Raw genomic sequence first — 26,217 nt, 5'->3', positions numbered from 1 at the left:
TGCAAGCACCCCGACGGATCCCCCCCCGGTCAGGCGATCCTGGCCAGCAGGCGGACCAGCGTTGCCGCCTCCCTAGCCGAGAGCGGCGCCAGCGTCTCGGCGGTGATCTTCTCCGCCTGCGGGATCAATTCCTCGACCACGCGCCGGCCCTCATCGGTAAGGCGCACCATCAGCCGGCGTTTGTCTGCATCGTGCTTGCCGAGTTCGACCAGGCCACGCGCCGACAGCCGGTCGATGACGCCCTTGACGGTCGCCGCGTCCATGGCGATGAGCGTGCCCAACTGGTTCTGCGAGGTCTCGCCGGCGTCGCGCAATCGCGCGAGTGCCGCAAATTGCGGCGGCGTCAGGTCGGCGATGCGCGCGGCGAAGATCGCGACATGGCGCTGGTGGGCACGGCGCAGGATGAAGCCGATCTGGTCCTGGAGCCGGTAGCCGTCTGGCACCGGCTCGTCGGCCGCAACCAGCTTCAGCACGTTCTCGTCCCGGCTCATCGCTGGCCGTCCCAGACTTTTATGTCGGCCGCCGCCAGCCCGCCCATGCGGTCATGAACGCGGCCGCCGATCGCCATGGCGAGCGCGAAGACGATCTCGTCCGGGCGCGGTCCGTCGACCGCGCAGACCGTGATCGCGTCGAAATGGCTGCGCACATAGGCGGCGTTGGTGTGGCCGAGCGGCACGTCGAGCGACGCGCCGAAGCCGCCGACCTTCATCGCCGACGGCACGATCGCCTTGGCGCCGCCCAATCTTTCGCGCATGGCGTAGCCTCCCGGCACATGCCACAGCGCGCCATGCTCGATCTCGCCCGCCGTGCCGACGATCGCACCCTTGCCGTAGGAATCGATCGCCTTGAAGTCACTGCCCAGCGCCTCGATCAGCCGGTCGGTGAGCAGCAGTCCGAGCGGCTTCAGACCCTCCATTGCCGGCTGAAGTTCTTCGGCATAGCGGCCGGCAAAGGGGTTTTTTACGACCGCCAGCGCAGCAGCGCGAAGACGCGGCTGTTGCACGACCGGGCCGCCATCGTGGAAAATCTCCTCGGTGATCACTGCCACCTTGCGGATGGGGAAGTCAGGCATGCAGGATTTCCTTTGAAGTCATTTGCATTTGCGCGGGCAACAAGAACGGACTTGGAGCCGAAGGATTTGGCGCTACGTCGCCCCGACGACCCGCAAAGCCGTCGCCGCAAATCCTGCTCTCTCCCGCCAGGAACAGCGCTGCCGCCTCGATAAAACCCCGCTCCCACAAATCCTCGGCAACTGCAAAGCCGGCATCCAGAGCAGAACCGACCTCGATTTCGGTCAACGTCCCGACATTGACCGTCACCAGCCGCTCGCCAAGATCATTGTCCGGCGCAAGCTCCCGCGCCGGCCGGCGTGCAATGGCCTCATGCCCCGGCAGGTCGACGGCGTTGGCGATCACCGTCGCAGCCGCGTCGGCCTGTGCGCCAGTGCGTGCCAGCACGGTGACGGCATCGGCGATGCCCAGCGAAAAGCTGCGGCCGCGCCAGCCTGACGTGGCGATGCCCCGCACCGGATCCCCGGCGCGGACTTTGAGCCGATCCGCAAACCCATGGCCCGTCCCGGCGACGGCGATCGAAAGCTCCTGCCCCGCCGCCAGATGCAGCGCGATGTCGCCGCCATTGTTGACATAGGCGCGGTCCAGCCTGCGCCCGGCAATCAGCGCCTCCAGTATTTCGTCGGCTACCGATCCCGCCACCGCCGCCATCGGGGTGAGGAACTTTTCAGCCAGCGGAACCACTGCCGCCTCCATGCGGCGTGCGGTCGCGACGGAAAAATCGCGCGGACGGCCAAGGCTTGCTGGGCGGCGCAATTCCGGAAGTTCCTCGACCAGTTCGCCGAGCACGGTCTCGAATCGAGCCATCGCCTGTTCATAGGCCGTCTGGACCTCATCCGGCGCGCCAAAAGCCTCGACGATCAGGTCGATCGGCCCGTGGTTGAGATGCAGCCGCTTTCCATCGGGCAGCCAGTTTGCCTGCGCCGCCTGCATCAGGCGGACCCTGCGCGATGCAACTGCGCCAGCGGCGGCCACGGATTGTTGCGCGGAGCAACCGACTTGCGACGGTCGTTGAAATATTCGCCGCCCTTCGCCAATACGTCCTCGACGCTACGAATCTCGGCCTCGTATCCGCCCAGCCGGATATAGTCGTCGCGGCGCAGCGTGAACTCGATCGGCGCGACCAGCGCAGGCGTCGGCACGTAGCCGAACGCGCCCTCCGGCACACGCATGACGTCGACCATGAGCGTGATGCCGCCGCCCGGCCAGACATAGACCGGCGCGCCGCCAACCGTCACATAGGTCTTCAGCCCTTGCACCGAGCGGGTCAGGTTGACCGGGTTTTCCGTCACGCCAGCGCGCAAGCTACCGCCCGCCCCGCCGACGAACAGGACCGTGCACAGCGCCGGCTCACAGTTGTCCTCGATCAGCCCGACCGATTTGCGCAGCCGCTCCGGGAACGGCTTTTCGACCGGCTTCAGCGCCTCGTCGAGTTCGAAATAAGCGAACTGTTCACCGGTGGTCGACACCATCAGCAACGACAGGCCCGGTCGCGCGCCCTTTTTGACGTTCCAGTCGCCAAGGATCGACAGCGGATCGGAGATCGTCGTGCCGCCCCAGCCGAGGCCGGGCTCCGACACCTTGAAATAACGGCCGGGCGTCGAGCGGCGGCCGAGGATCTTTATGCCGGTGTCCTCCCAGCCCAAGACCTTTCCGGCCTGATGTTCGGAGACGACGCCGGTGATGTGGTCGTCGACCACCACCACCTCGTCGACCAGTCCGCGCCATTGCGTGGCGAACATGCCGATGGTCGCCGAACCGCAGCCGACGCGCATGCGGTGCTCGACCTTGCCGTCGATCACCGGCGCCTTGCCGGCCTCGACCACCACGGTCGCGCCGCCGTCGATGCTGAGTTCGACCGGCCTGCGGTTGCACAGATTGAGCATGGCGTCGCAGGTGGCGCGGCCCTCCTGCTTGGAGCCGCCGGTCAAATGATGCACGCCGCCAAGCGACAGCATCTGCGAGCCGTATTCGCCGGTGGTGACGTGGCCCACCGCCTCGCCCTCGCTACGAACCGTCGCCGTCTCCGGGCCGATATGGCGGTCGGTGTCGATCTTTATCTTGACGCCGCAGTAGGAGAAGATGCCCTCGGTGACGACCGTCACCAAGTCCACCCCCTCGACCTCCTGGCTGACGATGAAGGGGGCCGGCTTGTAGTCGGGATAGGTGGTGCCGGCGCCGATCGCGGTGAGGAAGCGGTGGCCGGTATTGACCAGTTCGCCGTTCCATGGCGCGCGCTCCGCGCCGAACGGCACCACTGCCGCGCCGCTTTCGGCGGCATGCTCCAGAATGGTCAGCGGGTCGCAGCGCACGATCTTTCCGCCGAAATTGCCGTAGCGGTCGCAAGCGCCAGTGCGGCCCTCGGCGATGTAGCACATGACCGGACAGGCATCGCAGCGGATCTTCTCCGCCACCTGTTTTGCGCCGGGATCGTGGGTGTCGAAGCGTTCGGCGAGTTCGCTCATGGGGCGAGCCCCTTCCCTTCTCCCCGTTCACGGGGAGAAGGTGGCCCGAAGGGCCGGATGAGAGGCAGCGCTGACGCCGCAACGTTTCCGCCGCCCCTCACCTGCCTGCCGGCATCCTCTCCCCGTGAACGGGGAGAGGAGCGACTGCCGCGATGCCGTCCCATCATCGTCCCTCCCTCTCCCGTATCGCCGCCCTGAGCCGGCTCGGGGTGGCGGGAACCTTGTCCACCATAACGCCCGTCGCATGGCGGATGGCATTCAGGATCGCCGGCGCGGTCGGGATCAGCACATGCTCGCCCAGCCCTTTGGCGCCGAACGGGCCTTCCGGATCGGGCACCTCGACCAGAATGCTCTCGATCGGCGGCACGTCGCCGAAGGTGGGGATCAGATAGTCGTGCAGATTCTCGGTGCGGCCGGGGATATATTCCTCCATCAGCGCCATGCCGATGCCCTGTGCAATGCCGCCCTCGATCTGGCCCTCGACCAGCAGCGGGTTGATCGCTCTGCCGACATCGTGCGCGGCGGTGATTTTTGTCAGCCGCACGGTGCCGAGCTTCAGATCGACCTCGAGTTCGGCGATCTGGGCTCCCCAGCCATAGACGGCGTAGGGTTTGCCCTGCCCTTTCTCGTCGAGCGGCAGCGTCGGTGGGTCGTAGGTCTCCTCCGCCGCGAAGACCAGCCCGCCCTGGTCGGGCGACAGTTTTGCAAGGTCGATGTGCCGAGTGGCGGCGCCTTCCTGGATCAGCAGGCATGATCCGTCGAGCCTAAGCCGTGCCGCTGCCGACACATTGGCAAAGCGCAGGATTTTTTCACGTAGTGCGAGTGCTGCCCTTTCCGCTGCCTTGCCGGTCACAAAAGTCTGGCGTGAGGCGGACGTCTTGCCGGCGTCCGGCGTGATGCCGGTGTCGGCGCTGCGCAGTTGGATCTTCTCAAGCGGCAGGCCGAGCGCGTCGGCGGCGATCTGGGCGATCACCGTGTTCGAGCCCTGGCCGATATCGACCGCGCCCTGGTGCAGCACCACCGCGCCATCCGGCGACAGGCCGATGCGGATGGTCGAGGGATTGGGCAGCGAAGTGTTGCCGCAGCCGTAGCAGCAGGACGCCACGCCGACGCCGCGCCTTGTCGTGCCTTCGCTTTGGTTGAACGCCTCAGCCTCGGCCAGCGCACGATGCCAATGCGGCTGCAAGGCTTCGAGACAGGCGGCGATGCCGACGCCACGCTCCAGCACCTGCCCGGTCACCGTCGTCGCATCGTCGCGCAGCGCATTTTTGAGCCGGAAGGCCAGCCGGTCCTGGCCGAGATTTTCCGCCAGGTCGTCATAAAGCGCTTCCTGCAGTATCGTCGATTGCGGCACGCCGAAACCGCGGAAGGCGCCGGAAATCGGCCCGTGTGTATGGATGGCTGCGCTTGTGGCACGATAGTTGGGCGTCAGATAAGGCCCCGAAGCGTGAACCGGCACGCGATTGGCCACCGTCGGCCCCCAGCTTGCATAGGCGCCGGTGTTGAACTCGCCTGAAAACACCATGGCGGTGACGCGCCCTTCGGCGTCAGCGCCCACCGTCGCCTCCATGATGGCCGGATGGCGTTTCGTCGTCGAAATCATCGATTCGTAACGTGTGTAGGCAAGCGCGGCCGGGCGACCCGTCTTCAGCGCCACCAGGCCAATCAGCGGCTGCACCGACATGTCGAGTTTTGAACCGAAGCCGCCGCCGGTCGCGGTCGGCACGATCCGCACCTTTTGCGGGCTGAGGCCCAGCACCTTCGCAACGTCGTCCCGGTCGAGATAGGGCGCCTGCGTGCAAGCGGTCACCACCAGCGTGTCGTCATCCATCACCGCGAAGCCGGCTTCCGGCTCGATATAGGCGTGTTCGACATAGGAGGTCTCGATGCGCCGCGTCGCCGTGATGGAAGCCGCCGCGATTGCCGCGTCCGGGTCGCCGCGCTCGACCAGGCCGGTGGTCAAGACGTTGTCGGTACGGCTTTCATGGATCAGCGCGCCGGTCTTTGCCGCACAGGGTTCGAGCATATGCGGCAGCGGCTCCCAGGCGACTGGAAATTCCGAAAGGTCGAGATCGACAATGGCCTCACGTTCGCCGGCGACGAGCGCCACCGCCTCGCCACGGAAGCGCACGAAATCTTCAGCCAGCGCCGGCTGGTCGGCGAACACCGGGATGGTGCCGAACCGGTTCTCGCCCGGTATGTCGCGCGCGGTGAACACGGCGGTGATGCCGGGACGGGCTTTGACGAAACCGTCGGTATCACCCAGCGAAAACCGCGCGTGATAATGCGGGGAGCGAACGACCGCGACCCACAGGGCGTCGGCCGGAAAACCATCCGCGCCATAGGCTTCCGCACCGGTCACTTTGGGAATGCCGTCGAGGCGGATCGGCGACGCGCCGACGGCGTGGCCGAGGCGTATCGCGTTCGTGGATGTGGCTATTGTTCCATTCAAGCAGCCTTGCGTCGGGGACAATAGGCCAAACGTTTGATGCGAGGCACCCCCCTCTGCCCTGTCGGACATCTCCCCCTCAAAGGGGGAGATTGGCAGCTTCGGCCCCGCTTCCTCTCTTGCGACATTACCGATTAGCGAAAGGCAAGCGGCCGGCTCAATCTCCCCCCTTGAGGGGGAGATGTCCGGCAGGACAGAGGGGGGTGCCTCGCGCGACATTTCAAACATATGCGATGCTATTTCGGACGCATCCCCCGACGAACCCGCCCTCCCCGCCGCCATGACCGCCGCGACGATCTTCCGATATCCCGTGCAGCGGCAAAGGATGCCGCCAAGTGCATCGCGAACCTCGTCCTCACTGGGCGACGGGTTGCGCTCCAGCAGCGCAGTGGCGGTGACCAGAAGCGCGGGGGTGCAGATGCCGCATTGCGCCGCACCGTGTTCCAGGAACGAGGCCTGGAGCGCCGACAATTTGCCGTTCGCCAATCCCTCGACGGTGCGCACCGCGGCTCCATCGACGCCGCCCGCCGGCACCAGGCACGAGCATACCGGCTCGCCGTCGAGCAGCACCGTGCAGGCGCCGCAGTCGCCGGCGTCGCAGCCCACCTTGGTGCCCGTAAGCCGCAGATCGTCGCGCAGAACAGCAGACAGCCGCCGCAGCGGCGGCACGGAGACGGATACGGGCCGGCCATTGACCTCGAAGGCGATCTCGGCGCGATCCACGTTCATGCCGCCCTCGCCCCGGAGAATTCAGGCCCGGCCGCCTCCATCAAGGCGCGGGAAATGATCTCGCGCGCCGCCTCGAGGCGGTATTCGGCGGTGCCGCGCACGTCGTCGATCGGCGACAGTTCCGGCAGCGGCGCCACGCGAACCGCCTCCGAAAATTCCGCACCCGGCCGCCGTCCCGCCAGCGCCGCTTCCAGTCCAGCCAGCCGCCGCGCCACCGCCGAGCAGGAGCCGACTGCAATCGCGGCGCGTGCCACGGTCCCGTCGGCGCCCAGTTCGATACGCGCTGCCGCCATGGCGATGGAAATCACCAAGTAGCGCCGGGCGCCCAGCTTGAGGAAAGCCGATCTGCCGGAAGCGGATTGTTTCGGCACGCGGATTGCCGTCAGCAACTCGTCGTCGCGCCGCGCCGTCTTGCGATTGCCGAGGATGAAATCGGGCAAGGGCAGTTGCCGCACGTCACCCAGTGAACGCAGTTCCACCTCGGCGTCAAGTGTCAACAGCGGCGGCACGCCGTCGGCGGCAGGCGAGGCGTTGCAGAGATTGCCGGCGACCGTGCCGACATTCTGGATCTGCACCGATCCGACCTCGCACGCCGCCTGCCGAAGTGCGTCGAAGGCCGGCGGCAGATTTGCGCGCACGACATCCGTCCAGGTGGTGCGCGCACCAAAAACCCAATGACCGGGCGTCTCCGCGATGCCGCGCAGTTCCGCCAGGGCGTTGATGTCGAGGACGTTGTCGCGGAACGGCCGCGCGCCTTGCGCGGGATAAAAATCCGTCCCGCCGGCCAGCAACCGCCAACGGTCCTCCTTCAGGAGGCCCAAGGCCTCCCCAACCGTTTTGGGTTTCGCGTAGCGGGTCACGCAATGCCTTTCCGGCGGAAGGACCGGCGAAATTCATTCGTATGCAAACGATATCAGCACCACGGAGATTGTCAAAGGCGGCGATGGGAAACGGTCGCTCGATGACAATTCACATAAACGTCAGGAGGCTGGCGGCGAATCCCCTCCCGCAGGGTTGACGCCGCCCCCTGTTTCCGCCGAGTCTCGCCAGAGCTTGGGGTGCGGGGCGCATCAGGCTGTCTGCTGGTTACCGGAGGGGACATGAGCCAGGAAGCGCTGGTGGTGGTCGACGTGCAAAACGATTTCTGTCCAGGCGGCGCGCTGGCCGTCGTGGACGGCCACAAGATTCTGCCATTGGTCAACGAGCTGATCGCCACATTCGATCACGTCGTGCTGACGCAGGATTGGCATCCCGACCAGCATTCCAGCTTTGCCTCGATGCATCCGGGCCGCGAGCCGTTCCATTCGGTCCAGATGTCCTATGGCGAGCAGACTCTGTGGCCTGACCACTGCATTCAAGGCACCGGCGGCGCCGCCTTCCACCCGGCGCTGAGATGGACCAAGGCCGAACTCGTCGTGCGAAAAGGGTTTCGCCGCGACATCGACAGCTATTCCGCTTTCTTCGAGAACGATCGGGCGACGCCGACCGGACTTGCCGGCTATCTGCGCGAACGCGGCATCGGCACGCTGACGCTGGTGGGACTGGCGACGGATTTCTGCGTCGCCTATTCGGCGCTGGACGCCGTGCGCCTCGGCTTCGACGTGACGGTCAGGCTCGATGCCTGCCGGGCGATCGATCTCGGCGGCTCGCTCGAAGCCATGACCGAACGGATGCGCGAGGCCGGCGTCACGCTGGCCTGAGGTTTTGGGCGGCGCCGGGTCCGAAGAGCCGGCTGACGGGGCGAAGCCTGGCCTTCCCCGCATTCCCCCGCCATCATGGCTCCCATGTAGCAGCCACCTACCACCCCCGGCGATTGCTTCTGGTCTATCCATTAAGGATACTGGCCCAACAGCCTTGCCTGGACGAACCGGAAAGACCGGAACCGTGGCGGGTTGGCCGGAGAATCTGGGAGGATTCATGGTCGAGATCATTTCCAGGCGGGACGGCCCGAGGCGCGAAGACGCGGCCGTCAAGCGGCTGATCGAACAGAACCGCCCGACCATCGAGCGCATCGCCGACCAGATCAGCGGTGGCGGTTATTCCGCCTCGCGAAAACCGCGCCAGCAGCCGAAGGCCGAGGGATTGATCATCCATGTCGGTGGCGGTTCGCCGGTCGCCGGCGAGGCCGACCCGTCGATCCGTGTCACCATGAACGGCAGGGTGATCTCGGTCGACCGCAATACCGGCCGTCAGCTCCACCATATCGGCGACATCCGCCAAAGGGATGGCGGGGAGGTGTTCGTGCTCGCCACGAAGCAGAACGGCTTCTTCGCCCCCGTCGAGGAAACCGTGGCCGAAGCGCTCGTCGCATTGGACGGTGTGCGCCTCGATGCGGCCCGGACCGAAGAACAGCTTGCCGCCGAGATCGGCGAAAAACTCGGCATCGCCTGACGTATCTCGCGAGACGCGCCATTCGAGAGGTTCGGCCCGCGATCGCATACAGCATTGACATGCCTCGAAGGTTGCAGAATGTCTGAATGAAACGTGAGATCGGCCCAATCAGATGAAGATCGATGGCCTTCCGGTTCGTACCCCGTTTCCTGCCGGCCACCCGGTTCTGGACACTATCGACTATGACGAACGCGCGACTATGCGGGCCTGGGAAAATTTCCTGGCCGACGAGCCGAAATGTGCCCGCGACCCCGTGCATGTGCGCTCTCTGATCCATGATTCCTGGTCGCGCAGCGCCTCGGGCGGCATCAATGCGCAAGGCATAGAGGCGCCGCTGAACAGCGACCGCGACGAGATCGAATACCTGACCCGCACCAACGCCGAACTGCTGGCGGCGGCGCAGCGGTCCTTCGCTTCGCTCGGCCAGTTGCTGGACGGCACCGGCGCCATGCTGGTACTGGCCGACAGCGACGGCGTGCTGATCGACGCCATCGGCGACAAGAAGACCCTGCATGACGGCATGGACATCCATCTAGCCATCGGCGGCAAATGGAACGAGGACGCGGTCGGAACCAACGGCATCGGCACGGCGCTATGGACGGGAGAGCCGATCTTCGTTCATGCGGCCGAACATTTCTGCGCCGGCATCAAGTCGTGGACCTGCGCCGGCGCGCCGATCCGCGACCCGCTCGACGGCAAGATCATCGGCGTCGTCGACCTGTCGGGCTATTCGCCGATTTTCCGGCCGCACAACACCGCGCTTGTCGCCGCCACCGCCCGGCAGATCGAAAAAGCGCTCGCCGAGCAGCAGCAGGAACGGCGGACCCGCCTGCTCGAGGCCTTCATCTCGTCTGCTCCCAATTATCGCCGCAAGGACGGGCTGGTCATCGTCGACCATCGCGGCCGGGCGATCTTCTGCAACAACGTGCCGGACGGCGAAACGACCGACATGATGGACGGCCCGATGGAGCCGGGCCGTGGCCGCTGGCTCCTCAACCTCCCGTCGTCGGGTTCCGAAGCCGACCTTGCCAAGGCGCTGCCGCCGCATCTGCGGTCCTGCCACATCACGCCGCTCAAGCTCGACGGAAGCCTCGGCGGCGCGGCGCTGGTGTTTCCATCGGGGCCGGCGACCGTCACGGTGGCGAGCAGGGAGGACAGCAAGGCGATTCGCGATGCCGCGGCGTTGATCGTCGGCGAAAGCGAGGCGCTGCTGGCTGCCGTCGACATCGCCAGCCGCGTCGCCCGCTCCAACAGCGTCACGTCGCTGCTGATCGAGGGCGAGACGGGCGTCGGCAAGGAACTGTTCGCGCGGCTGGTGCATGCCGGAAGCCGGCGCGGGGCGAACGATCCGTTCATCGCCATGAATTGCGGGGCGATCACAAGGGAACTGTTCGGCAGCGAGTTGTTCGGCCATGTCGCCGGCGCCTTCACCGGGGCCTCCCGCGATGGCAAGCCGGGCATATTCGAACTGGCCAATGGCGGGGTGCTCAGTCTCGACGAGATCGGCGAGATGCCGCTGGAAATACAGCCTTTCCTGCTGCGGGTCCTGGAAGAACGCGTGGTCCGGCGCATCGGCGACAGCCGTGGCCGGCCGGTCGACGTACGGCTGATCGCATCGACCAATCGCGACCTGAAACAGGAAGTCGCGTCCGGGCGATTCCGCAGCGATCTCTATTACCGGATCGGCGCGGTGTCGATCAAAGTGCCACCTCTGCGGGAGCGGGGCGACGATGTGATGCTGCTGGCCGAGCACTTCAACCAGCGGATCGCCGCGCTGACAGGCGGCGAACCGCTGGTCTTTTCCAACGAAGCGCTGGATGCGCTGCTGGCCTATCGCTGGCCGGGAAATGTCCGCGAACTGAAGAACCTTGTCGAGCGGCTGCATGTGCTGGCGCATGGCCGCAACGTCGGGCTGCGCGACCTGCCCGCCGAGATCACACCGTCCGGTTCCAAGCCGGAAGCCCCGCCGAATTATGTGGGCGACGTCACTGGCGAAAAGCTGGAAGGCACGCTGGTCGACGCCGAACGGCAGATGATGAAGAACGCGCTTGCCGCGGAAGGCGGCAATCTCAGCCGCGTTGCGCAAAGGCTCGGAATTTCAAGGCCTACGCTCTATCGCAAGCTCGACCGCTACGGCATCCGGCGGGGGTTCGTCTAGAGTCGGACGCTTTGAACTTGCCAGCCGGCGGATCGGTAAGAGACCGTTTGAAAATCCGTGCGGCCGTCCTGCAAATGGCGTTTTCCCGCGCTCCGACGCTCAGGTCGCGTGTCGATCGAGCAAGGCGGTCAAGGCGGGTGACGGAGACGAAGTCCGCGTCGTCGGCGTGACATCCACAGCGCCTTGGTTTTGGCACTGGCGGCCGCTCCACGAAAACAGCAGTCGGCCGGTTTGTTTAGTCCGGCTACTCCTTATTTGCTGTTGCCATTGGTACACTTGTCCGCTACCCTTGCCATCATACAGCAACCTACGGTTGCTGTTGAGAGGATTTGGAGGCAGAGTTGGAGATCGTCGGCACATTTGAATCCGAAAGTCTGACGGGTACAGCTGGAAACGATACGATCTTCGGCAATGGCGGCGATGATCAGCTATTCACCGGCGGCGGTAGCGATGAGCTCTATGGCGGCGCCGGCAACGACTACCTGCGTAGCGACCAATCGGGCGGCACCACTTACATGTCCGGTGGCCAAGGGAACGATACGCTCGTTGCCATCTTCCGCTATGACGGTTTCGATCGCCTTTTTGGTGATGCGGGCGACGACGAGATTGTCTTTAGTCGCTTCTCGAACGGCGTGGGTTTTGGCGGAAGCGGCAATGACGTCTTGCGGGCCGAGGTCAGCGCAGACGCGATACTCCACGGAGATAGCGGGAACGACATCATCAGCTTCGCGACGAGAGGCGGTGGAGGCACCGCTTTTGGGGATGCCGGCAATGACACGCTGACTGGCGCCGAATTCAATGCCGATATCCTTGATGGCGGAGCCGGGGACGACAGCATCGACGGTGGAGGAGGTGCTGACCGTCTCATCGGCGGAAATGGGCGCGACACGATCTGGAACGACGGAGACGCGCACGTCGACGGAGGAGCTGGCGACGACCAAATTCGCAGCGGCGCGGGATCTGACCGCTTACTGGGCGGTGCAGGGCGTGACACGTTCATCTTTGGCCTACTGCGCGTGCCGAGCGACATTGGTGTCGACACGATACGCGACTTTTCGGTGCGGCATGACCAGTTGCGATTTGAGGCCATCGAGGAAAGCCAGGTCAGCATCAACGAGAACGCAGCCGGCCATGCATTGATCTCGGTAGATTACGGGCTCGGCATCAAGCAGATTATCCTGCGTGGCGTGGACGCGAGTTCGCTAACGGTTGGAGATTTCGTCTTCGCTTGAAGAGACCTTTCGCAAGTGCGTGAAGATCCGCCGATGAGTGCACCGCTCAGGGAACGATCACCCCGCGCCCCGTAAACCGCCGGTTCTTGAAATCGTCGAGCGCGGTGTTGATGCTGGCGAGGTTGTATTCGGTGTAGTGCATCTTCACCTTGCCGTCGGCGTTCAGCTCCATCAACTCGACCAGCTCGGTGAAATTGCCGACCAGGCTGCCGCCGATGTTGATCTCCTCGATGACGAGATGCGCGGTCGGCACGTTGACCTGCCCGCCATAGCCGACGACGAAAAGCTGACCGCCCTTGCGCACCATCTTCCAGCAGATGTTCTCGACGCCGAGCTCGCCGACGAAGTCGATGACGACATGGGCGCCGCCGCCGGTGATCTGCTTGACCTCCTCGATGACGTTCGGCCCGCCGTCCAGCACGAAATCGGCGCCGAGATCCTTGGCCAGAAGTTGCGCGGCCGGCTCGCGGTCGACGGCGATGATACGGCAGCCGGAGATGGCGTGCAGCGACTGCAGCGCAATGTGACCGAGGCCGCCGATGCCGAGCAGCACGCAATAGCTGCCCGGCCGGAGCATTTTCGCGGCGCGCTTGGCGGCGCGGTAGGCGGTGATGCCGGCGTCGGCCAGCGGCGCCACCTCGATCGGCGTGATGTTGGCGTTGAGTTTGATCAGCGAGCGCTCGCTGGTGATGAAATATTCGGCGAAGCCGCCATTCATGCCCAGGCCGGGGAACATGCCGTTGTCGCAATACATGTCCTCGCCGTGGCGGCAGTTCAGGCAGATGCCGCAGGAGCGGAACGGATGGCAGATCACCGCATCGCCGCGCTTCACTGATTTCACACCGCTGCCGACCTCCTCGACCCAGCCGGCGTTCTCATGGCCCATAATGTAGGGCAGCAGCGTGCCGTTGGGGTCCATAGCCGGCTTCCAAACGCCTTCGATGATGTGAAGGTCGGTTCGGCAGAGCCCCGCGGCACCCACCCGGACGATCACCTCGTCCGGGGCGGTGATGGTCGGCGAGGGAACATCCTCGATCTTAAGCTGGATGTTCATCTTGGGGTCGTATTCGTAGAGACGGGCAGCTTTCATCGTCCTGTTCCTTGTCCTGCGTGGAAACCGTTCGTCGTGTCAGGCGCGGCCGAGCTTTTCGGCGCCGCCGCCGAGCGCCGGGCCGACGGTCGGGTCGACCTCGTCGTCGGCAAGGTCGCCGATCAGCGTCTCGGTGGTGAGGATCAGCGTCGCTACCGACGCGGCGTTGGCGAGCGCGGTGTAGGTGACGCGCACCGGGTCGACGATGCCGGCCTCGAACATGTTCTGGTAGGTGCCGGCCGAGGCGTTGTAGCCATAGCCGCCATTGACGCGGGTAACCTCGGCCACCACGGCCTCCGGATCGGCGCCGGCATTTGCCGCGATGCGCCGCAGCGGCTGCGCCAGCACCGATCGCACCAGCCGCACGCCCTCAGCCACGTCGCCGTCGACGCCGGCCGCCACTCTGTCCAGTGCCGGCGCGATCTGCGCGAGAGCCGAGCCGCCGCCGGCGACGACGCCCTCCTCGGAGGCCGCGCGCACCGCGTTCAGCGAATCCTCGATGAGCTGGATGGTGCGCTTCTGCTCGACCGGCGTGACGCCGCCGGCATAGAGGATCGCCGTGCCGCCGGAGAGTTTCGCCAGACGCTCGCGCAGCTTGTCCTGCTCGATATTGGGTGGCGCATTCTCGTATTGGCGCTGCACCTGGGCGCGGCGCGCGGCGATCGCCGCCGGGTCGCCGCCGCCGCGAATCACTGAGGTGTGGGACGCGCTGGTGCGCACCCGCTCGGCCGAGCCGAGATCGTCGGCGGTAATCTCCTCCAGCCGGCCGCCGAGGTCGCGGGCGATCACCCGGCCGCCGGTGATGATGGCCAGATCCTCCATCATCGCCTTCCGCCAATGACCATACTCCGGCGGATGGACGACGAGATATTTGCCCGGCCCCTGCTTTCCGAGCAGGGTCACCACCACGTCCGGCGACATCTCCTCCGCCACGATCAGCAGCGGCCGGCCGGCCTCTCCGGCGATGCGGCGCGCGGCATCAAGCGCTTCCGGCTCCTTGATCTTCAGGTCCGTCATCAGGATCAGCGGCCGCTCGAGCACGGCCTCCATCTTCTCCTGATCGGTGACCATGTGGTGGGAGAGATAACCCCGGTCGAACGACATGCCCTCGACCACGTCGAGCGTCGTCTCGGTGGTGACGCTGAAATCGGTGGTGATCACGCCGTCGGCGCCGACGCGCTCATGCGCCTCCGCCACCAGCGCGCCAAGTTTCGAGTCGGTCGCCGCGATGTTGGCGACGGCGGCCAGCACGCCATTGCCCTTCGCCGGCTTGGCGGAAGCCTTCAGCGCACCGACGACGGCGGCGACGGCAAGCTCGATGCCCTTGCAGAGTTCCACCGACTTGGCGCCGCGCTCGTTGGCGGCGATGCCGGCCTGGATCAGCGCGTTGGCGAGCACGATCGCCGTGGTCGTACCGTCACCGGCGACCTCGTTGGTCTGCATCGAGACCTCGCGCACCACCTGCGCACCCATGTTCTCGAAGCGGTCGGAAAGCTCGATCTCGGAGGCGATGCTGACGCCGTCGCGCGTCACCATCGGCGTGCCGATCGGCCTGTCGATCATGGCGTTCATGCCTTTCGGGCCGAGCGTCGGTTCGACCGCGGCGGCAAGCCGGCCGACACCGCGGGCGAGCGCCCTGCGGGCCTGCGAATTGTGGAGCATTATCTTGGGCATGAGGGTTCCTCCTTCCGCCTTACGGGCGGGTTGTGACGAGGCTTGCTGGAGATGGATGAGGCCGGTTGCAAATCCGCCTGACCCATTTCCGAACAGTCTCTTGGGGGCCTCGTTCAGCGGAGGCCGTTGCGAAAAATCTGCGTCAGGCGCCCGGCGCGGCCCGCTCCGGCACGCGGTCGAGGATGAAGTCGACAAGCGTCGGTTCGCCGTCGATCATCTCGACTTCCTTGTACCGCGTCTGCTTCAGGCCACGGCACAGCGCGCCGTTGAACTCCATGTTGATGCGCACGCTCCTCAGTTCGGCGAGGTAGGCGCCGAGCGCGGTGTCCGGTATGCGACCACCCTCCCAGGTGACGAAGGCGGCCTCGGCCGGCCGGCGCGCCGGAAAGCGCTCCAGCAGCGCAGCGCGGTAGCGGGGTTTCTGCTTCTCCGCCTCGTTGGACCCGAACCGCGCGACGTCCAGCGCGGTCAGGTCCATGCCGAGGATCTCTCGGTCCGTCAGGCCCTGCGCGCGCAGGCCGACGAGCACCGCTTCCTGCCTGCGCTTGAACGCCTTCATGCGAAAGGTCTCGCGCAGCGCGCCGATATCATGGTCGGCCGCCAGCCCGGCAAAGATGTCGCCGAAACTCCTGCCCGCCTCGATGCCGCGATTGACTTCGTCGGCAAACATGTGGTCGTGCAGTTTCACCCGATAGGCTGGCGCCCAGGACAGCGCATCCAGCGCCTTGCGCACGCCGTCCAGCATCAGGAAGGCGAAGTTCGGCGAGCACCAGTAGGTGGGCAGGCGGAAGTCGACATCCACGCTGCCATCGGCGCCGACATCGACGCGCTCGATGAAACCCATCTCGGTCACCGGCTCGTCGAGTTCCGGGTCGTTGACCTCCGCAAGGCGCCGCCAGACTTCTGCCTGGCGGCTGCTGGGGACCGATAGTCCGGCGGCGCCCATCGCCCTACTCCGCGGCGATGCTGAACGGCGCGGCGGCAAGCGCCGCCTTCTTCGCCGCTATGTCGATGTTGTAGAGGCGTGCGGCGTTGAGGCCGAGGATTTTTTCCTTGATCTCGTCGGTCAGTTGCACGCCGCGCTCGGCGGCGATGTCCTCCGGAATCTGGTAGGCCCAGAATTTTTCGACCAGCCAGCGCGGCGTCCAGATCGCATAGTCGGAGCCGAACAGGATCTTCTCCGGGCCGATCCAGAACAGCAGCTCGGAGATGACCTCGCCGAAATAGCGCGGGCGCGCATGGATGAAGGGCAGCGCCACCGCCAGCCCGCCATAGACGTTGGTCTCCTGTGTGGCGATCCAGCAGAAATCGTCGAGGCGTGGCAGGCCGCAATGCTCGATGATCCAGTTCAGCCCCTGGAAATCGGTCGCCGCGTAATCCACGTCATGGACGTCGAACGCATCCTTGCTGAGCGGGATGATCGTCGGGCCCTTGTGGACGTGGATGTTCCGGATGCCCAGCTTCTCGCACAGCTCGAAGCATTTGTAGGCATCGGGATCGGTCAGCTTCCAGCCCTTGGAAGCGCCGTTCCACTCGGCCGTGTACATCTTCACGCCCTTGACGTCGTAGGTCTCCTTCAGGAAGTGGATGTATTCCAGCGCCTTCTCGCCGTCGCGCGGGTCGAACGAGCCGTTGACGATGAACCGCTCGGGGTAGCGTTTCGCCGCCTCGGCGTTGCGCTCGATCGTGTTGAAGCCGTTGGTATAAAAGTCCTTCAGATAGGTCGACTGCACGATCGCCACGTCGTCGGGACCGTCGATGAACAGGTCGCGATAAAGATCGTCGGCACTGTATTTCTCGAACTTGTCCTTCGGCCAGAGCTGCTCCTTCGGGCTCAGCCCCGTATGGTAGGCGTAGAAGCACTCGATGAACTGCTTGCCGTGAATGTTGCGCTGGTTCGCCGGGCTGCCGTCCCAGAAATGGGTGTGGCCGTCGACGACGAAGATTTCCTTGCCTTCCGGTGTGATGAACATGGTTCCCTCGGCATTGCTTGCGTTGATCGGACCGGCGCGCCGGGTCGTCGGCGCGCCGGCATGGAGCCCCGGGAGGAACTCAGATGTATTCGAAGACGTCGTCCATGTTGCCGAACAGGATGACGGTGTTGTCGTCGACCCGCACCATGCGGCCGTAGTGGGTGGAGGTGTTGACCTCGAAGATCTCGGCGGTCATGTCGCGGCCGAGATATTCGCTGATCTCATCCATCTTGAAGATCAGCTTGCCGTGGCCGTCGATGCGGATCAGCGCCGGCTGGTAGGTGACGGTGACGTTCGGCTTCTTGCCCATGAACTCGGCGATGGCGCGGGCCTCGACCGAGTCGTTCATGGTGACCCCGCACTGGTCCGAGATCGTCTGTTCGAAGGTGATGTCCTTCATCGACTTGAAGATGTTGTCGTGCGAGGCGTCGCGTGCTGTCAGTGACATATGCGTATCTCCTGAAATGGTTTGGGGATCAGCCGTCGAGGCCGAGTTCGCCGATGATCTGGCCGATGCGCTCCTGCGACTGCGCCCGCACGTCACTGAAGGCGACCGGCTTGGAGTGCGGCATCGACCAGATCGGCTGCAGGCCCTGGGCCGCCTTGTCGGCAAGCGCGCGATGCTTCTTCAGCCAGGCCTTGAACAGCTTCTGGTTGTGCGAGGCATGCTTCTCGTCATGCGCCAGCAGGTAGATCAGGTCGATCGTGTTGGCGAGGTTGCGCTCGTAGTCGGCCTCGGCGGCGGAGATCACAGGCGGCGTGATGAAGTCGTGGTTGGCGGCGGCGACCTGCATCAGGAAACCGGAGCGGAACAGCTCGCCGACCAGCGGCTCGAACACGATGTTGATGGCGAAATACTGCTCGAGATAGTCGGCTGTGCCCATGATGGTCTCGACCGCCTCGCGCGTGCCCTGCCAGGCGCCGTCCTCCAGCCAGGCCTTCTTGCCGAGCTCGTCGTTCCAGCCCGGGATGTCCAAGCCGATCTCGGCGAGGTAGAGCGTGATGTCCTGCGCCAGCCTGAGCTTGTAGGAGCTGTTGGTCAGCGTCGCGTTGTTGATCATCTGGGTGTAGCCGTAGCGCTGCGCCTGCATCAGCGAGGTGCCCAGGCCGAATTCGGCATGTTTCCAGGCGCCGAGATGCGTCTGCAGGATCTTTGCCCAGACCTTGTCGAAGCTTTTCGGCGCGCCGGACTTGCGGCCGTTGGCGATAACGCTCTGCACCATCGTCTCGATCTTCGACTGGCGCTGGTAATGGGTGCGCTCCCACTCCTGGTCGGGGGCGCGGAAGGCGTGCCAGTTGGAGCTCAGCGCCGCCGTATTGTCCTTGACATAGGCGCCCTTGCCGTTGGCGAAGGAGATGATCCAGTTCTGGATCAGGTAGCGCTCCGGATCCGGCTGCACGTCGACCGTGACGTCCTCGTAGTGGGTGGCGCGCTGGCCGCGCGGGCTGAAGTAGCGGTATTTGCGGCTGTCCGAATCGGCGAAGATCGCCGCGCCGGCGGCTCCCGATCCCACTGAACTCGACGTTGCTGGCATGGTCTTCACTCCCTTGTTGCAGTTGCTGGCGAAAATTTCCCGCGGCGCGGGCGTCAGTGGCCCGGCGTCCCGCCGCCGGACGAAGTCGTGAACTTGTCGAAGAAGATGCGTTCGGTCTCGAAGCCGTTCATGAACAGGACCGGCTGCAGCGCGTCGATCATCGGCGGCGGACCGCAGGCGTAGACGTCGCCCTCCCCGTCGATCGCGAGCTGCTTGAGTTTTGCGTCGACGCGCTCATGCACGAAGCCGCGCTCGCCGTCCCAGGCCTCGCCATTGACGTGCGAGAGCACCGGGATGAACGTCACGTCCTCGTGCCGGCCGGTAAGCTCGGCGATGCGGTCGAGGTAGAAGAGGTCGGCCGGCGTGCGGGCGCCGTAGAAGAAATACACCGGCCGCTGCTCGGCGCTTTTCAGGTGATCGTTGAGGATCGACCAGATCGGCGACATGCCCGACCCCGCCCCTACGAGGACGAGGGGTCCCTGCCGGTCCTCTCGCCGGAAGCAGGTTCCATAGGGTCCGACGACGGTGACCTCGGCTCCGACCCGGATGCCTCCGGAGTCGAGCTCGCCGGAAAACTTTCCTTCGGGGTACTTCTTGATGATGAAGGAAAGGCTTTGGGTTTGGTCCGGCGTATTTGCCATGGAGAACGAGCGCGTAATCGTCTCCCCTTTTTCCGTGGTGACCGTGATGTCGACATATTGGCCGGCCCAGAATTTGATCGGGGAGTTGAGGTCGATTTGGATGCCGCGAATGTCATGCGTCAGCCTTTCAATCGCTGCGATGCGTCCCTTGAAGGTCTTGACCGCGATCGATTTCGCCAAAACCTCCTCGTCGTAGTTGAGGAGCTCGACCTCCATGTCGGAATAGGCGATCGAGCGGCAGAGAAGGATGTGACCGCTGTCCTTCTCCATGTCGTTGAGGGCGAAGGTCGAATATTTGAGCATGTCGACCTCGCCGTCGAGCAGCACGCATTTGCAGGCCGAGCACTGCCCTTCCTTGCAGCCATGCGGCAGCGCGATGCCTTGCCGGAACGCGGCGTTCAGCACGGTCTCGCCATGCGCCACCTCGAACTCCACGCCGACCGGCTCCAGGCGAACTTTGTGAGCGTCGCTCATCTTGGAAAAAACCTCCCAATGCTTCGCCGGCTTCCTTCCGCGCGGGAAGGAAGGGCTCGGCTCGGATTGTGAGCGCGGAGGTTTTTGGCCTCCGCGCCCGGCGAGGGGTCTAGTTGCAGGGGTTGATCGTGAAGCCCGCGCGGTACTCTGCCAGGTGCTTCTCGCGATCGGCCGGCGACATGGCGCGCAGCGCGTTGAGCGGCGAGCCCAGCGTGTTGCCGCGCACGTCGTCCAGCGTCCACATCTCCTTGTCGTCGAAGCGCAGGTGCGGCTGCGGCACCAGCGTCTTGCCGTCGTTGCGCACGAAGTTCAGGTCGACGATGGCGTCGGCCAGATCCCAGCCGTCATACAGCGTCTCCCACTCGCGTTTGCCGCTGAAGCGGCCCATGGCCGGGGTCGGACGGCCCTGGTACTCATCGGCGAAGGCTTCCATGACGGTCCAGCGGTCGAGCTCGTGGGCGAAGGTGTAGAGCTGCCCGTCGATCTCGCCGGTGACGATGTCCTCGCGGATCAGGCAAGGCACCAGGCACGACCAGCAGCGATGCGGATAGACGTAGCCGACGTCGCTGTTGAACAGCAGCACCTTCTCGCCCTTGTGGCTGAGTTTCGCGTACCATTTCCAGAACTCGCCGAACTCGGCATACCAGCCCGGATACTTGTGCTCGAACCACTCGAAGTCCTTGTCGGTCTGGGCCTCGATGCGCCAGAAATTGACCGGCCAGCCGACCGCGAAGAACTGGCCGACCTTGTGGACGTAGTTCTTCTTGGTGATGCGCTCCCACGCCGCCTGGACGTCGTCGTGATGCACCTTGATGCCGTATTTCTCCAGCGGCAGCATGTAGGTGCGATAGTAGTCCTCATAGATCCAGCGGTGCCACATCTCCGCGTAGGATTCCTTGTTCTTGTCGCGGTTGGTGGTGCCGTATTCGATGAAGGTGCCGATGGCCGCATCGACGATGGCGTGGTTCTGCCAGAAGGCGTAGCGCAGGTCGCGCTCGAGCAGCAGGTGGTTTTCCGGCTCCTTCAGCGCCGCCATCAGCAGCGAGTGGCCGTTGCCGATATGGCGGCTCTCGTCCGACTGCACCGACAGGAACACGGTCGGCAGCGCGTAGTCGCCATTGCGGGCGGCTTCCGACGGCATGGCGACGAACAGCGTGTTGGTGAAGGCGGTTTCGGCGACCACGGTCAGGTACATGCAGGCGGCGGTCATCGTGTCGCCGGTGATGAAACCTTCACCGAACTGGCGGCCGATGGTGGTGGCGTAGCATTTACCGAACGCCTCTTCGGTGATGTCGAAGCCGGCCGGATCGATGTAGTTCTCCATGTACCACTTCTTCAGATTCATCTGGATCGTGGAATGGCGGAACTCATCGACCATCTGCATGGTGAAGCCGGTGCGCAGGTCCTCGCCGGGGGCGAGACGGGCGACCATGGCCATCGAGCGGGCGGCGGAGATTTCCGGGAAGGGGATGATGGCCAGGAACAGCTTCATCCATTCCACCCAGCGCGGCTCGACATTGCGGAACATGTCGCCTCGAAGGGCCGCGTCCAGCGCGCCGTAGACGCGGTTGTCCTTTTCCTCCTGCATCGGGAAATAGGACCGCAGGACCTGCTTCATCGGGTCGCGCGGCGCCTTGTTGATCTTGTAGTCGGTCGGAAACGTCATCGCTTCCTGGACATAGGTCGGATTCCAACCGAGGTCGGAAATCTTCTTGGTCGCCTCGCCCACGGAGATGCCGCGCTGCGAGGTAATCTTGTTGAGCGTCAACGACGTCATAGTCATAAGCCTCCACCAGGTTTGACCGGAAACCCATCGGTCCCGGCATGAGGCGGCGCAGACGCCGCCAGTGAAAAAGCGAGCGGCACGGCAACGCGTTGCGCCACAAGGCGCGACCCATGGTCCGGCCATTCAAGTGGATCACGGCAAAGGTTCTGGAGATTGTTCGCAGACGTCCGCGGCAAGCCGTCCGCATATGCGTCGGGCGTACCGAAGCGGGCTCTCCCTGCTTCCTCCGTTCCTTCGTTCTTCTGGCACCGCGCCTGGCGCGATGGGCTTCTTGTGCCGATAGACAATGCAAAGGCCGTGCCAATTCGAAAAGCAGGCTTGGTTCCGGGACGGGTGCCCCTGAAGAGCGTCCGTGGACATGTTGGTGAGCAGGCAAGTGTAACGTTCTTTTACAGATGTAACTTACGCCTGTAATATTTACGCTCTATCTCGCAAATGCGAACAGTTATCTCGCATATGCAATATATTTCGAGCCTCGACAATATTTGACCGCTTTTCTTTTTAGTCTATTTAAGTATCCATTCCGCCAGCCGTAGTCGGGAGCAAGCCATGAGCCAGGGCAGCAAGGACCAGACGCCATCCGGGCCGATTCCCGGCGGCGCCGAAGGCGTCAGCGAGGATCTCGTGCGCCTGATGCCGCGCGACCTCGTCTTCGTCATGCGTTTCATGGGCGAGAGCCAGTATCGGTTGCAAAGCCATTTCCAGGATTTCATCCGCGCCGAACTCGAAGCCTCCGGCGTGACCGGCGAGACGCATCCGATGATCCACCTGTTCATAGAGAACCACGCCATCCTGCTGCGCGACTTCGTGTTTTCCGGCGTGTCGCTGTCCCACCAGTTCCGCGTCGAGGAGATCGAGCGGCTGACCGGCGACCCGATGATCCGCGTCGACATCTGGGACCAGCTGAAGAGCCATATAGATACGGCCGAAAAACAATTCCGCTCGCAGGCCGGCGGGTTGCCGAAGCTGCTCGCCGCCTTCGAACGGCCGCCGGCGCCGGCGGAGAAGGACTGAGCGGAGGTTTTCATGAACGCCCGCGCCGAACGAGATGCTCTCCTTGCCCGGCGGCTTAAGCTGGTCGCCGAGGTCTCTGGCCTGACGGCGGAAATGCAAAAGCACAACCAGATCCTGGCCGGCCTCGAAATGGATCTGCTGCGCATCGAGCTCGAAATCGGCCGCAACGGCTCGAGCGAGCAACTGGTGCGGGACTTGCATGAGGCGGAACAGGCGGTCGAGGCGACAATGGTAAAACGCGCCGACTGCGAGGAGCGCATCGAGGCCGTCGAGAAACAAGTCGAGGCGGTCGACAGGGAAATCGCCGCGTCCGGCGCCTGAGGAGGGACACCCATGAACCAGCAGTCGATGCGCAACCTGAGCCTGTTCGACCTCCTGGCTCGCAATTGGCAGTGCCAATCGCCGGTGGCGGGCCTCTGCTTCAGCGGCGATGGCTTTTCGGTCGCCTTCGCCTGCGCGGACGGCACCATCGCAATCGCCGCCGCCGAGGACCGCGAGCCGCCGGAAGTGCGCCTCCGGGTGAGCGGCGACCTCGGCCAGACGACGATCCGCCCGCGCGAAAGGCCGCCGGCACCACTGATCATCACCACCGCCTTTGGCGACGCCGCCGCCCCGCTGGCTGCCCAGCCGCGCTCCGGTTTCCTGGTTGGCGCGGCCAGCGGCGATGTGCTGCCGGTCAGCACCGCCGGCGACATCGGCGAGCCCGTGTTCAAGACAAGTGGCCCGGTCATCGCGCTCGACCGCGCCGCACAGGTCGGCATCATTGCCGCTGGCTGCGAGCGCGACGCCGTCCTGTGGCGCGGCGCATCCGACACGCGCCGCCTCGACCTCGACAAGCCGCTGTCGGTGCTGGCGCTGTCACCCGACGGGCGGCGGCTGGCGCTGGGTTTTGGCGATGGCCTGTCCATCCATCCTACCCAGGGCAGCGGCGCGCCGCGCGACCTGCCGCTGCCGGCGCGCCCCATCGCGCTTGGCTGGAGCCTGGACGGAGCTTGGCTTGCCTGCGGCCTCGAAACCAGCGGCCTGGCGCTGGTTTCCGTCGCCGACGGCAATTGCAGCATCGTCCCGGGCTTTGCCGCGCCGGTGCGCGACATTGCCTGGAGCGCGCCGGCGAAAGCGCTGTTCGCCTCCGGCGCCTTCCGCATCGCCGGCTGGTCGACATCCGCCCTGCCGCTTGACGGAAAAACCGGCGGCGCGCTGGAGACCGGTCATGCCGGACTGGTGCCGATCGAGGCCGTTGCCGCGCATCCGGCAAAACCGCTGGTCGCCGCCGGCTCGGCCAACGGGAGGATCGTCGTCGCCAAGGCCGGATCGCGCGACGAACTCGTCGTGAGGCCGCTGGGCGGCGCGGTCACCGTGCTCGCCTGGTCGGCGGATGGCCGACATCTGGCGATCGGCTGCGCCGACGGCACGGCGGCGGTCGCCACCTTCCCCGACCAGCTCTTCAAATGAACCGCGACAAATAGGAGGACAGGATGCAGACCGAACCCAGCCCCGAGGAACAGAGCAAGGACGCCTTCTTCGAACGGCTCGCCAAAATCTCGGAGGAGATGGTGGCCAGGCACGGCAAGGAGTTCAGCATGGGCGCCCTGGTGCTCGCCGCCCGCTGGATCGCCGAGAACAAGGTCGGACAGCAGTTGAAGACGAATTGAGGCAGCCGGGACCGGCGCAGAACCTTCTTTCTTGGATTCTACGACTCAGCTTCGCGTGTTCCTCGCCTGCCGGCTCGGCGCTCCGCTAAGATCGTGAAAATCCATTCTCCCCCTCCCGGAGGGGTTAGGAGCTGCCGCCGCCGAGCGGGAAATCGCGAACGGTGGAGGCTGGCAGAAACGGCGCAGCGCGATATCTCTCCCCTTGCGGGAGAGAAAGCAATTTCAACACCTTAGCTGGAGCAGGGCGAAGCCCGTCAGCGACAGCTAAGTGTTAGAAATTGCAAGTGGGGGCTTGTGGAGAATGACCATCGCCAAGCACCCTTGATCGATCCAACAGCAAGCAGCAAGGTTCAATCTCACCCGTTGCCCCCGCGTCTCCACAACGCTATCGGCTAACCAGCGCTTCGCGGCAAAATATGCGGCTCGCCACACCGCCGGCCAAAAAGACGATGGGAACCTCATGCGATCCTTGCTGCGCGCCACGCTGACGGCCGCCCTGCTCTGCCCCACTGCGTCTTTCGCGGCGGAAGGCCTGCCGGGCGCCTCCATGTCGTTGCTGTGGGCGCTGCCCTTCGTTGGACTGCTGCTGTCCATCGCCACCGGCCCGCTGCTCTATCCGCATCTGTGGGAACACCACTACGGCAAGATCACCGCCGGCTGGGCAGCACTTGTGGTGCTGCCGCTGATCGCCACGCAGGGCTGGCATGTCTCGGCCGAAGCGCTGCTGCACACGCTGCTGCTCGAATATCTCTCCTTCATCATCCTGTTGTTCGCGCTGTTCACCATCGCCGGCGGCATATTGGTCGCCGGCAACATCCACGGCACGCCGCTCACCAACGCCGGCCTGCTGGTGATCGGCGCGCTGCTGGCGTCAGTTGTCGGCACCACCGGCGCCTCGATGATCATGATCCGGCCGGTGATCCGCGCCAACGACAACCGCCAGTTCAACGCGCATGTCGTGGTGTTTTTCATCTTCCTGGTGTCCAACATCGGCGGCGCGCTGACACCGCTCGGCGATCCGCCGCTGTTCGTCGGCTTTTTGCGTGGCGTCGATTTCTTCTGGACCACCGCCAACCTGTGGCGGGAGACGCTGTTCGTCGGCGGCATCGTGCTGGCTGTGTTCCTGGCGCTGGATTTCTGGCTGCACGCCCGCGAGGGCGGCATGCCGAAAATCAAGGATCCGACGCCCGACAGCGCGGTCAGGGTGCGCGGCCTAGTGAACCTGCCGCTGCTGGCGGGCGTCATCGGCGCCATCCTGATGTCGGCCGCGTGGAAGCCGGGGGTCGCCTTTACCGTCGCCGGCGTGGCGCTCGAATGGCAGAATCTTCTGCGCGACGGCCTCATCGTGATGCTGGCGCTACTATCGCTAAAGCTCACGCCTCGCCAGATGCGCCACGCCAACGGCTTCACCTGGGGGCCGATCGTTGAGGTGGCGAAACTCTTCGCCGGCATCTTCATCTGCATCGTGCCGGTCATCGCCATCCTGCGCGCCGGCCCTGAAGGCGCGCTTTCGCCGCTGGTCGCGTTGGTGACCGGCGAGGGCGGCGCGCCGAACGACCTCGCCTATTTCTGGCTGACCGGTGCGCTCTCCTCCTTCCTCGACAACGCGCCTACGTACCTGGTCTTCTTCGAACTCGCCGGCGGCGACCCGCAGCACCTGATGACCGGCCTCGCCACGACGCTCGCCGCCATCTCGACCGGCGCGGTGTTCATGGGCGCCAACACCTATATCGGCAACGCGCCCAACTTCATGGTCTATGCCATCGCCAAGCATCGCGGCGTGAAGATGCCGAGCTTTTTCGGCTACATGCTGTGGTCGGGCGCGGTGCTGATCCCGACGTTTTTGCTCGCCGGGTGGGTGTTTTTCGGGTGAGGTTTCTTTCC

The 26,217-nt window shown here is 64.8% G+C and carries 23 protein-coding genes; 9 read left to right on the top strand and 14 right to left on the bottom strand.

All coding sequences use genetic code 11. The features are described from left to right. Positions 1-29: 29 nt before the first annotated feature. From ACH196_RS09275 to ACH196_RS09250, 6 genes are all read right to left on the bottom strand, one after another. Positions 30-491: a MarR family winged helix-turn-helix transcriptional regulator gene (locus ACH196_RS09275; RefSeq protein WP_396646597.1), complete on the bottom strand. Its 462-nt coding sequence runs from the start codon at positions 489-491 to the stop codon at positions 30-32. Beyond that, entirely contained in the window at positions 488-1,072 is a 585-nt protein-coding gene (locus ACH196_RS09270; RefSeq protein ID WP_396646596.1) for an amino acid synthesis family protein, read from the bottom strand. Before ACH196_RS09270 ends, ACH196_RS09275 begins: the two co-directional genes overlap by 4 nt. Beyond that, the gene (locus ACH196_RS09265) at positions 1,065-2,003 is read right to left on the bottom strand and encodes a UPF0280 family protein (protein WP_396646595.1); all 939 of its coding nucleotides are present in this window, start codon (positions 2,001-2,003) and stop codon (positions 1,065-1,067) included. The genes ACH196_RS09270 and ACH196_RS09265 overlap by 8 nt, the downstream gene beginning before the upstream one ends. After that, complete coding sequence (locus ACH196_RS09260; protein ID WP_396646594.1) at positions 2,003-3,535, bottom strand: 6-hydroxynicotinate reductase; 1,533 nt, start codon at positions 3,533-3,535, stop codon at positions 2,003-2,005. Before ACH196_RS09260 ends, ACH196_RS09265 begins: the two co-directional genes overlap by 1 nt. Before the next feature lie 163 nt (positions 3,536-3,698). After that, complete coding sequence (locus tag ACH196_RS09255; RefSeq protein WP_396646593.1) at positions 3,699-6,713, bottom strand: molybdopterin-dependent oxidoreductase; 3,015 nt, start codon at positions 6,711-6,713, stop codon at positions 3,699-3,701. Further along, entirely contained in the window at positions 6,710-7,573 is an 864-nt protein-coding gene (locus ACH196_RS09250) for an FAD binding domain-containing protein (protein ID WP_396646592.1), read from the bottom strand. The genes ACH196_RS09255 and ACH196_RS09250 overlap by 4 nt, the downstream gene beginning before the upstream one ends. Before the next feature lie 240 nt (positions 7,574-7,813). Here ACH196_RS09250 and pncA point away from each other — a divergent pair, with 240 nt between their 5' ends. The 4 genes from pncA (at position 7,814) to ACH196_RS09230 (ending at position 12,494) form a co-directional block, all read left to right on the top strand. Continuing rightward, positions 7,814-8,413 carry a bifunctional nicotinamidase/pyrazinamidase gene (pncA, locus tag ACH196_RS09245; RefSeq protein ID WP_396646591.1) on the top strand — a complete coding sequence of 200 codons (600 nt, stop codon included), beginning with the start codon at positions 7,814-7,816 and terminating at the stop codon, positions 8,411-8,413. A gap of 217 nt (positions 8,414-8,630) precedes the next feature. Then, entirely contained in the window at positions 8,631-9,104 is a 474-nt protein-coding gene (locus ACH196_RS09240; RefSeq protein WP_396646590.1) for a hypothetical protein, read from the top strand. 112 nt (positions 9,105-9,216) lie between these two features. Then, positions 9,217-11,262, top strand: coding sequence for a sigma-54-dependent Fis family transcriptional regulator (locus ACH196_RS09235; RefSeq protein ID WP_396646589.1), 2,046 nt, complete (start codon positions 9,217-9,219; stop codon positions 11,260-11,262). Positions 11,263-11,603: 341 nt separating this feature from the next. Continuing rightward, the gene (locus ACH196_RS09230) at positions 11,604-12,494 is read left to right on the top strand and encodes a calcium-binding protein (protein ID WP_396646588.1); all 891 of its coding nucleotides are present in this window, start codon (positions 11,604-11,606) and stop codon (positions 12,492-12,494) included. Between the two features lie 46 nt (positions 12,495-12,540). On the opposite strand, the gene ACH196_RS09225 is transcribed toward ACH196_RS09230, so the two are convergent. The 8 genes from ACH196_RS09225 to ACH196_RS09190 form a co-directional block, all read right to left on the bottom strand. Further along, on the bottom strand, positions 12,541-13,584 hold the full coding sequence (locus ACH196_RS09225; RefSeq protein WP_396646587.1) for an NAD(P)-dependent alcohol dehydrogenase: 1,044 nt from the start codon (positions 13,582-13,584) through the stop codon (positions 12,541-12,543). 39 nt (positions 13,585-13,623) lie between these two features. After that, positions 13,624-15,258: a molecular chaperone GroEL gene (locus tag ACH196_RS09220; RefSeq protein ID WP_396646586.1), complete on the bottom strand. Its 1,635-nt coding sequence runs from the start codon at positions 15,256-15,258 to the stop codon at positions 13,624-13,626. Positions 15,259-15,400: 142 nt separating this feature from the next. Continuing rightward, positions 15,401-16,204 carry an iron-sulfur cluster assembly protein gene (locus tag ACH196_RS09215; RefSeq protein ID WP_396646585.1) on the bottom strand — a complete coding sequence of 268 codons (804 nt, stop codon included), beginning with the start codon at positions 16,202-16,204 and terminating at the stop codon, positions 15,401-15,403. A gap of 4 nt (positions 16,205-16,208) precedes the next feature. Further along, complete coding sequence (locus ACH196_RS09210) at positions 16,209-17,231, bottom strand: amidohydrolase family protein (RefSeq protein ID WP_396646584.1); 1,023 nt, start codon at positions 17,229-17,231, stop codon at positions 16,209-16,211. A 79-nt stretch (positions 17,232-17,310) separates the two neighbouring features. Continuing rightward, entirely contained in the window at positions 17,311-17,679 is a 369-nt protein-coding gene (locus ACH196_RS09205; RefSeq protein ID WP_396646583.1) for an MmoB/DmpM family protein, read from the bottom strand. 28 nt (positions 17,680-17,707) lie between these two features. Further along, entirely contained in the window at positions 17,708-18,766 is a 1,059-nt protein-coding gene (locus ACH196_RS09200; protein ID WP_396646582.1) for an aromatic/alkene monooxygenase hydroxylase subunit beta, read from the bottom strand. Between the two features lie 53 nt (positions 18,767-18,819). After that, positions 18,820-19,881 carry an NADH:ubiquinone reductase (Na(+)-transporting) subunit F gene (locus ACH196_RS09195; RefSeq protein ID WP_396646581.1) on the bottom strand — a complete coding sequence of 354 codons (1,062 nt, stop codon included), beginning with the start codon at positions 19,879-19,881 and terminating at the stop codon, positions 18,820-18,822. A 109-nt stretch (positions 19,882-19,990) separates the two neighbouring features. Continuing rightward, entirely contained in the window at positions 19,991-21,664 is a 1,674-nt protein-coding gene (locus ACH196_RS09190; protein ID WP_396646580.1) for an aromatic/alkene/methane monooxygenase hydroxylase/oxygenase subunit alpha, read from the bottom strand. Between the two features lie 552 nt (positions 21,665-22,216). Here ACH196_RS09190 and ACH196_RS09185 point away from each other — a divergent pair. The 5 genes from ACH196_RS09185 to ACH196_RS09165 all read left to right on the top strand — a co-directional run bounded on the left by ACH196_RS09185 (position 22,217) and on the right by ACH196_RS09165 (position 26,206). Then, a complete protein-coding gene (locus ACH196_RS09185) occupies positions 22,217-22,681 on the top strand; it encodes a hypothetical protein (RefSeq protein WP_396646579.1) in 465 nt (154 codons plus the stop codon). A 12-nt stretch (positions 22,682-22,693) separates the two neighbouring features. After that, positions 22,694-23,002: a hypothetical protein gene (locus ACH196_RS09180; RefSeq protein ID WP_396646578.1), complete on the top strand. Its 309-nt coding sequence runs from the start codon at positions 22,694-22,696 to the stop codon at positions 23,000-23,002. Positions 23,003-23,014: 12 nt separating this feature from the next. Continuing rightward, positions 23,015-24,133: a WD40 repeat domain-containing protein gene (locus tag ACH196_RS09175; protein ID WP_396646577.1), complete on the top strand. Its 1,119-nt coding sequence runs from the start codon at positions 23,015-23,017 to the stop codon at positions 24,131-24,133. Between the two features lie 23 nt (positions 24,134-24,156). Further along, on the top strand, positions 24,157-24,333 hold the full coding sequence (locus ACH196_RS09170) for a hypothetical protein (RefSeq protein WP_396646576.1): 177 nt from the start codon (positions 24,157-24,159) through the stop codon (positions 24,331-24,333). 460 nt (positions 24,334-24,793) lie between these two features. Further along, positions 24,794-26,206, top strand: a complete 1,413-nt coding sequence (locus tag ACH196_RS09165; protein WP_396646575.1) for a sodium:proton antiporter — start codon at positions 24,794-24,796, stop codon at positions 26,204-26,206. The last annotated feature ends 11 nt before the right edge of the window (positions 26,207-26,217 follow it).

It is taken from the genome of Mesorhizobium sp. IMUNJ 23232, from assembly GCF_044326205.1.
GTDB lineage: Bacteria > Pseudomonadota > Alphaproteobacteria > Rhizobiales > Rhizobiaceae > Kumtagia.
This window is presented reverse-complemented; position numbering and strand designations above follow the sequence as displayed.

Bases quoted from the DNA above. Each gene is read 5' to 3' on its own strand.
- ACH196_RS09275 (WP_396646597.1), bottom strand. From the start codon at position 491: ATGAGCCGGGACGAGAACGTGCTGAAGCTGGTTGCGGCCGACGAGCCG.
- ACH196_RS09270 (WP_396646596.1), bottom strand. From the start codon at position 1,072: ATGCCTGACTTCCCCATCCGCAAGGTGGCAGTGATCACCGAGGAGATT.
- ACH196_RS09265 (WP_396646595.1), bottom strand. From the start codon at position 2,003: ATGCAGGCGGCGCAGGCAAACTGGCTGCCCGATGGAAAGCGGCTGCAT.
- ACH196_RS09260 (WP_396646594.1), bottom strand. From the start codon at position 3,535: ATGAGCGAACTCGCCGAACGCTTCGACACCCACGATCCCGGCGCAAAA.
- ACH196_RS09255 (WP_396646593.1), bottom strand. From the start codon at position 6,713: ATGAACGTGGATCGCGCCGAGATCGCCTTCGAGGTCAATGGCCGGCCC.
- pncA (WP_396646591.1), top strand. From the start codon at position 7,814: ATGAGCCAGGAAGCGCTGGTGGTGGTCGACGTGCAAAACGATTTCTGT.
- ACH196_RS09240 (WP_396646590.1), top strand. From the start codon at position 8,631: ATGGTCGAGATCATTTCCAGGCGGGACGGCCCGAGGCGCGAAGACGCG.
- ACH196_RS09235 (WP_396646589.1), top strand. From the start codon at position 9,217: ATGAAGATCGATGGCCTTCCGGTTCGTACCCCGTTTCCTGCCGGCCAC.
- ACH196_RS09225 (WP_396646587.1), bottom strand. From the start codon at position 13,584: ATGAAAGCTGCCCGTCTCTACGAATACGACCCCAAGATGAACATCCAG.
- ACH196_RS09220 (WP_396646586.1), bottom strand. From the start codon at position 15,258: ATGCCCAAGATAATGCTCCACAATTCGCAGGCCCGCAGGGCGCTCGCC.
- ACH196_RS09215 (WP_396646585.1), bottom strand. From the start codon at position 16,204: ATGGGCGCCGCCGGACTATCGGTCCCCAGCAGCCGCCAGGCAGAAGTC.
- ACH196_RS09210 (WP_396646584.1), bottom strand. From the start codon at position 17,231: ATGTTCATCACACCGGAAGGCAAGGAAATCTTCGTCGTCGACGGCCAC.
- ACH196_RS09205 (WP_396646583.1), bottom strand. From the start codon at position 17,679: ATGTCACTGACAGCACGCGACGCCTCGCACGACAACATCTTCAAGTCG.
- ACH196_RS09200 (WP_396646582.1), bottom strand. From the start codon at position 18,766: ATGCCAGCAACGTCGAGTTCAGTGGGATCGGGAGCCGCCGGCGCGGCG.
- ACH196_RS09195 (WP_396646581.1), bottom strand. From the start codon at position 19,881: ATGAGCGACGCTCACAAAGTTCGCCTGGAGCCGGTCGGCGTGGAGTTC.
- ACH196_RS09190 (WP_396646580.1), bottom strand. From the start codon at position 21,664: ATGACTATGACGTCGTTGACGCTCAACAAGATTACCTCGCAGCGCGGC.
- ACH196_RS09185 (WP_396646579.1), top strand. From the start codon at position 22,217: ATGAGCCAGGGCAGCAAGGACCAGACGCCATCCGGGCCGATTCCCGGC.
- ACH196_RS09180 (WP_396646578.1), top strand. From the start codon at position 22,694: ATGAACGCCCGCGCCGAACGAGATGCTCTCCTTGCCCGGCGGCTTAAG.
- ACH196_RS09175 (WP_396646577.1), top strand. From the start codon at position 23,015: ATGAACCAGCAGTCGATGCGCAACCTGAGCCTGTTCGACCTCCTGGCT.
- ACH196_RS09170 (WP_396646576.1), top strand. From the start codon at position 24,157: ATGCAGACCGAACCCAGCCCCGAGGAACAGAGCAAGGACGCCTTCTTC.
- ACH196_RS09165 (WP_396646575.1), top strand. From the start codon at position 24,794: ATGCGATCCTTGCTGCGCGCCACGCTGACGGCCGCCCTGCTCTGCCCC.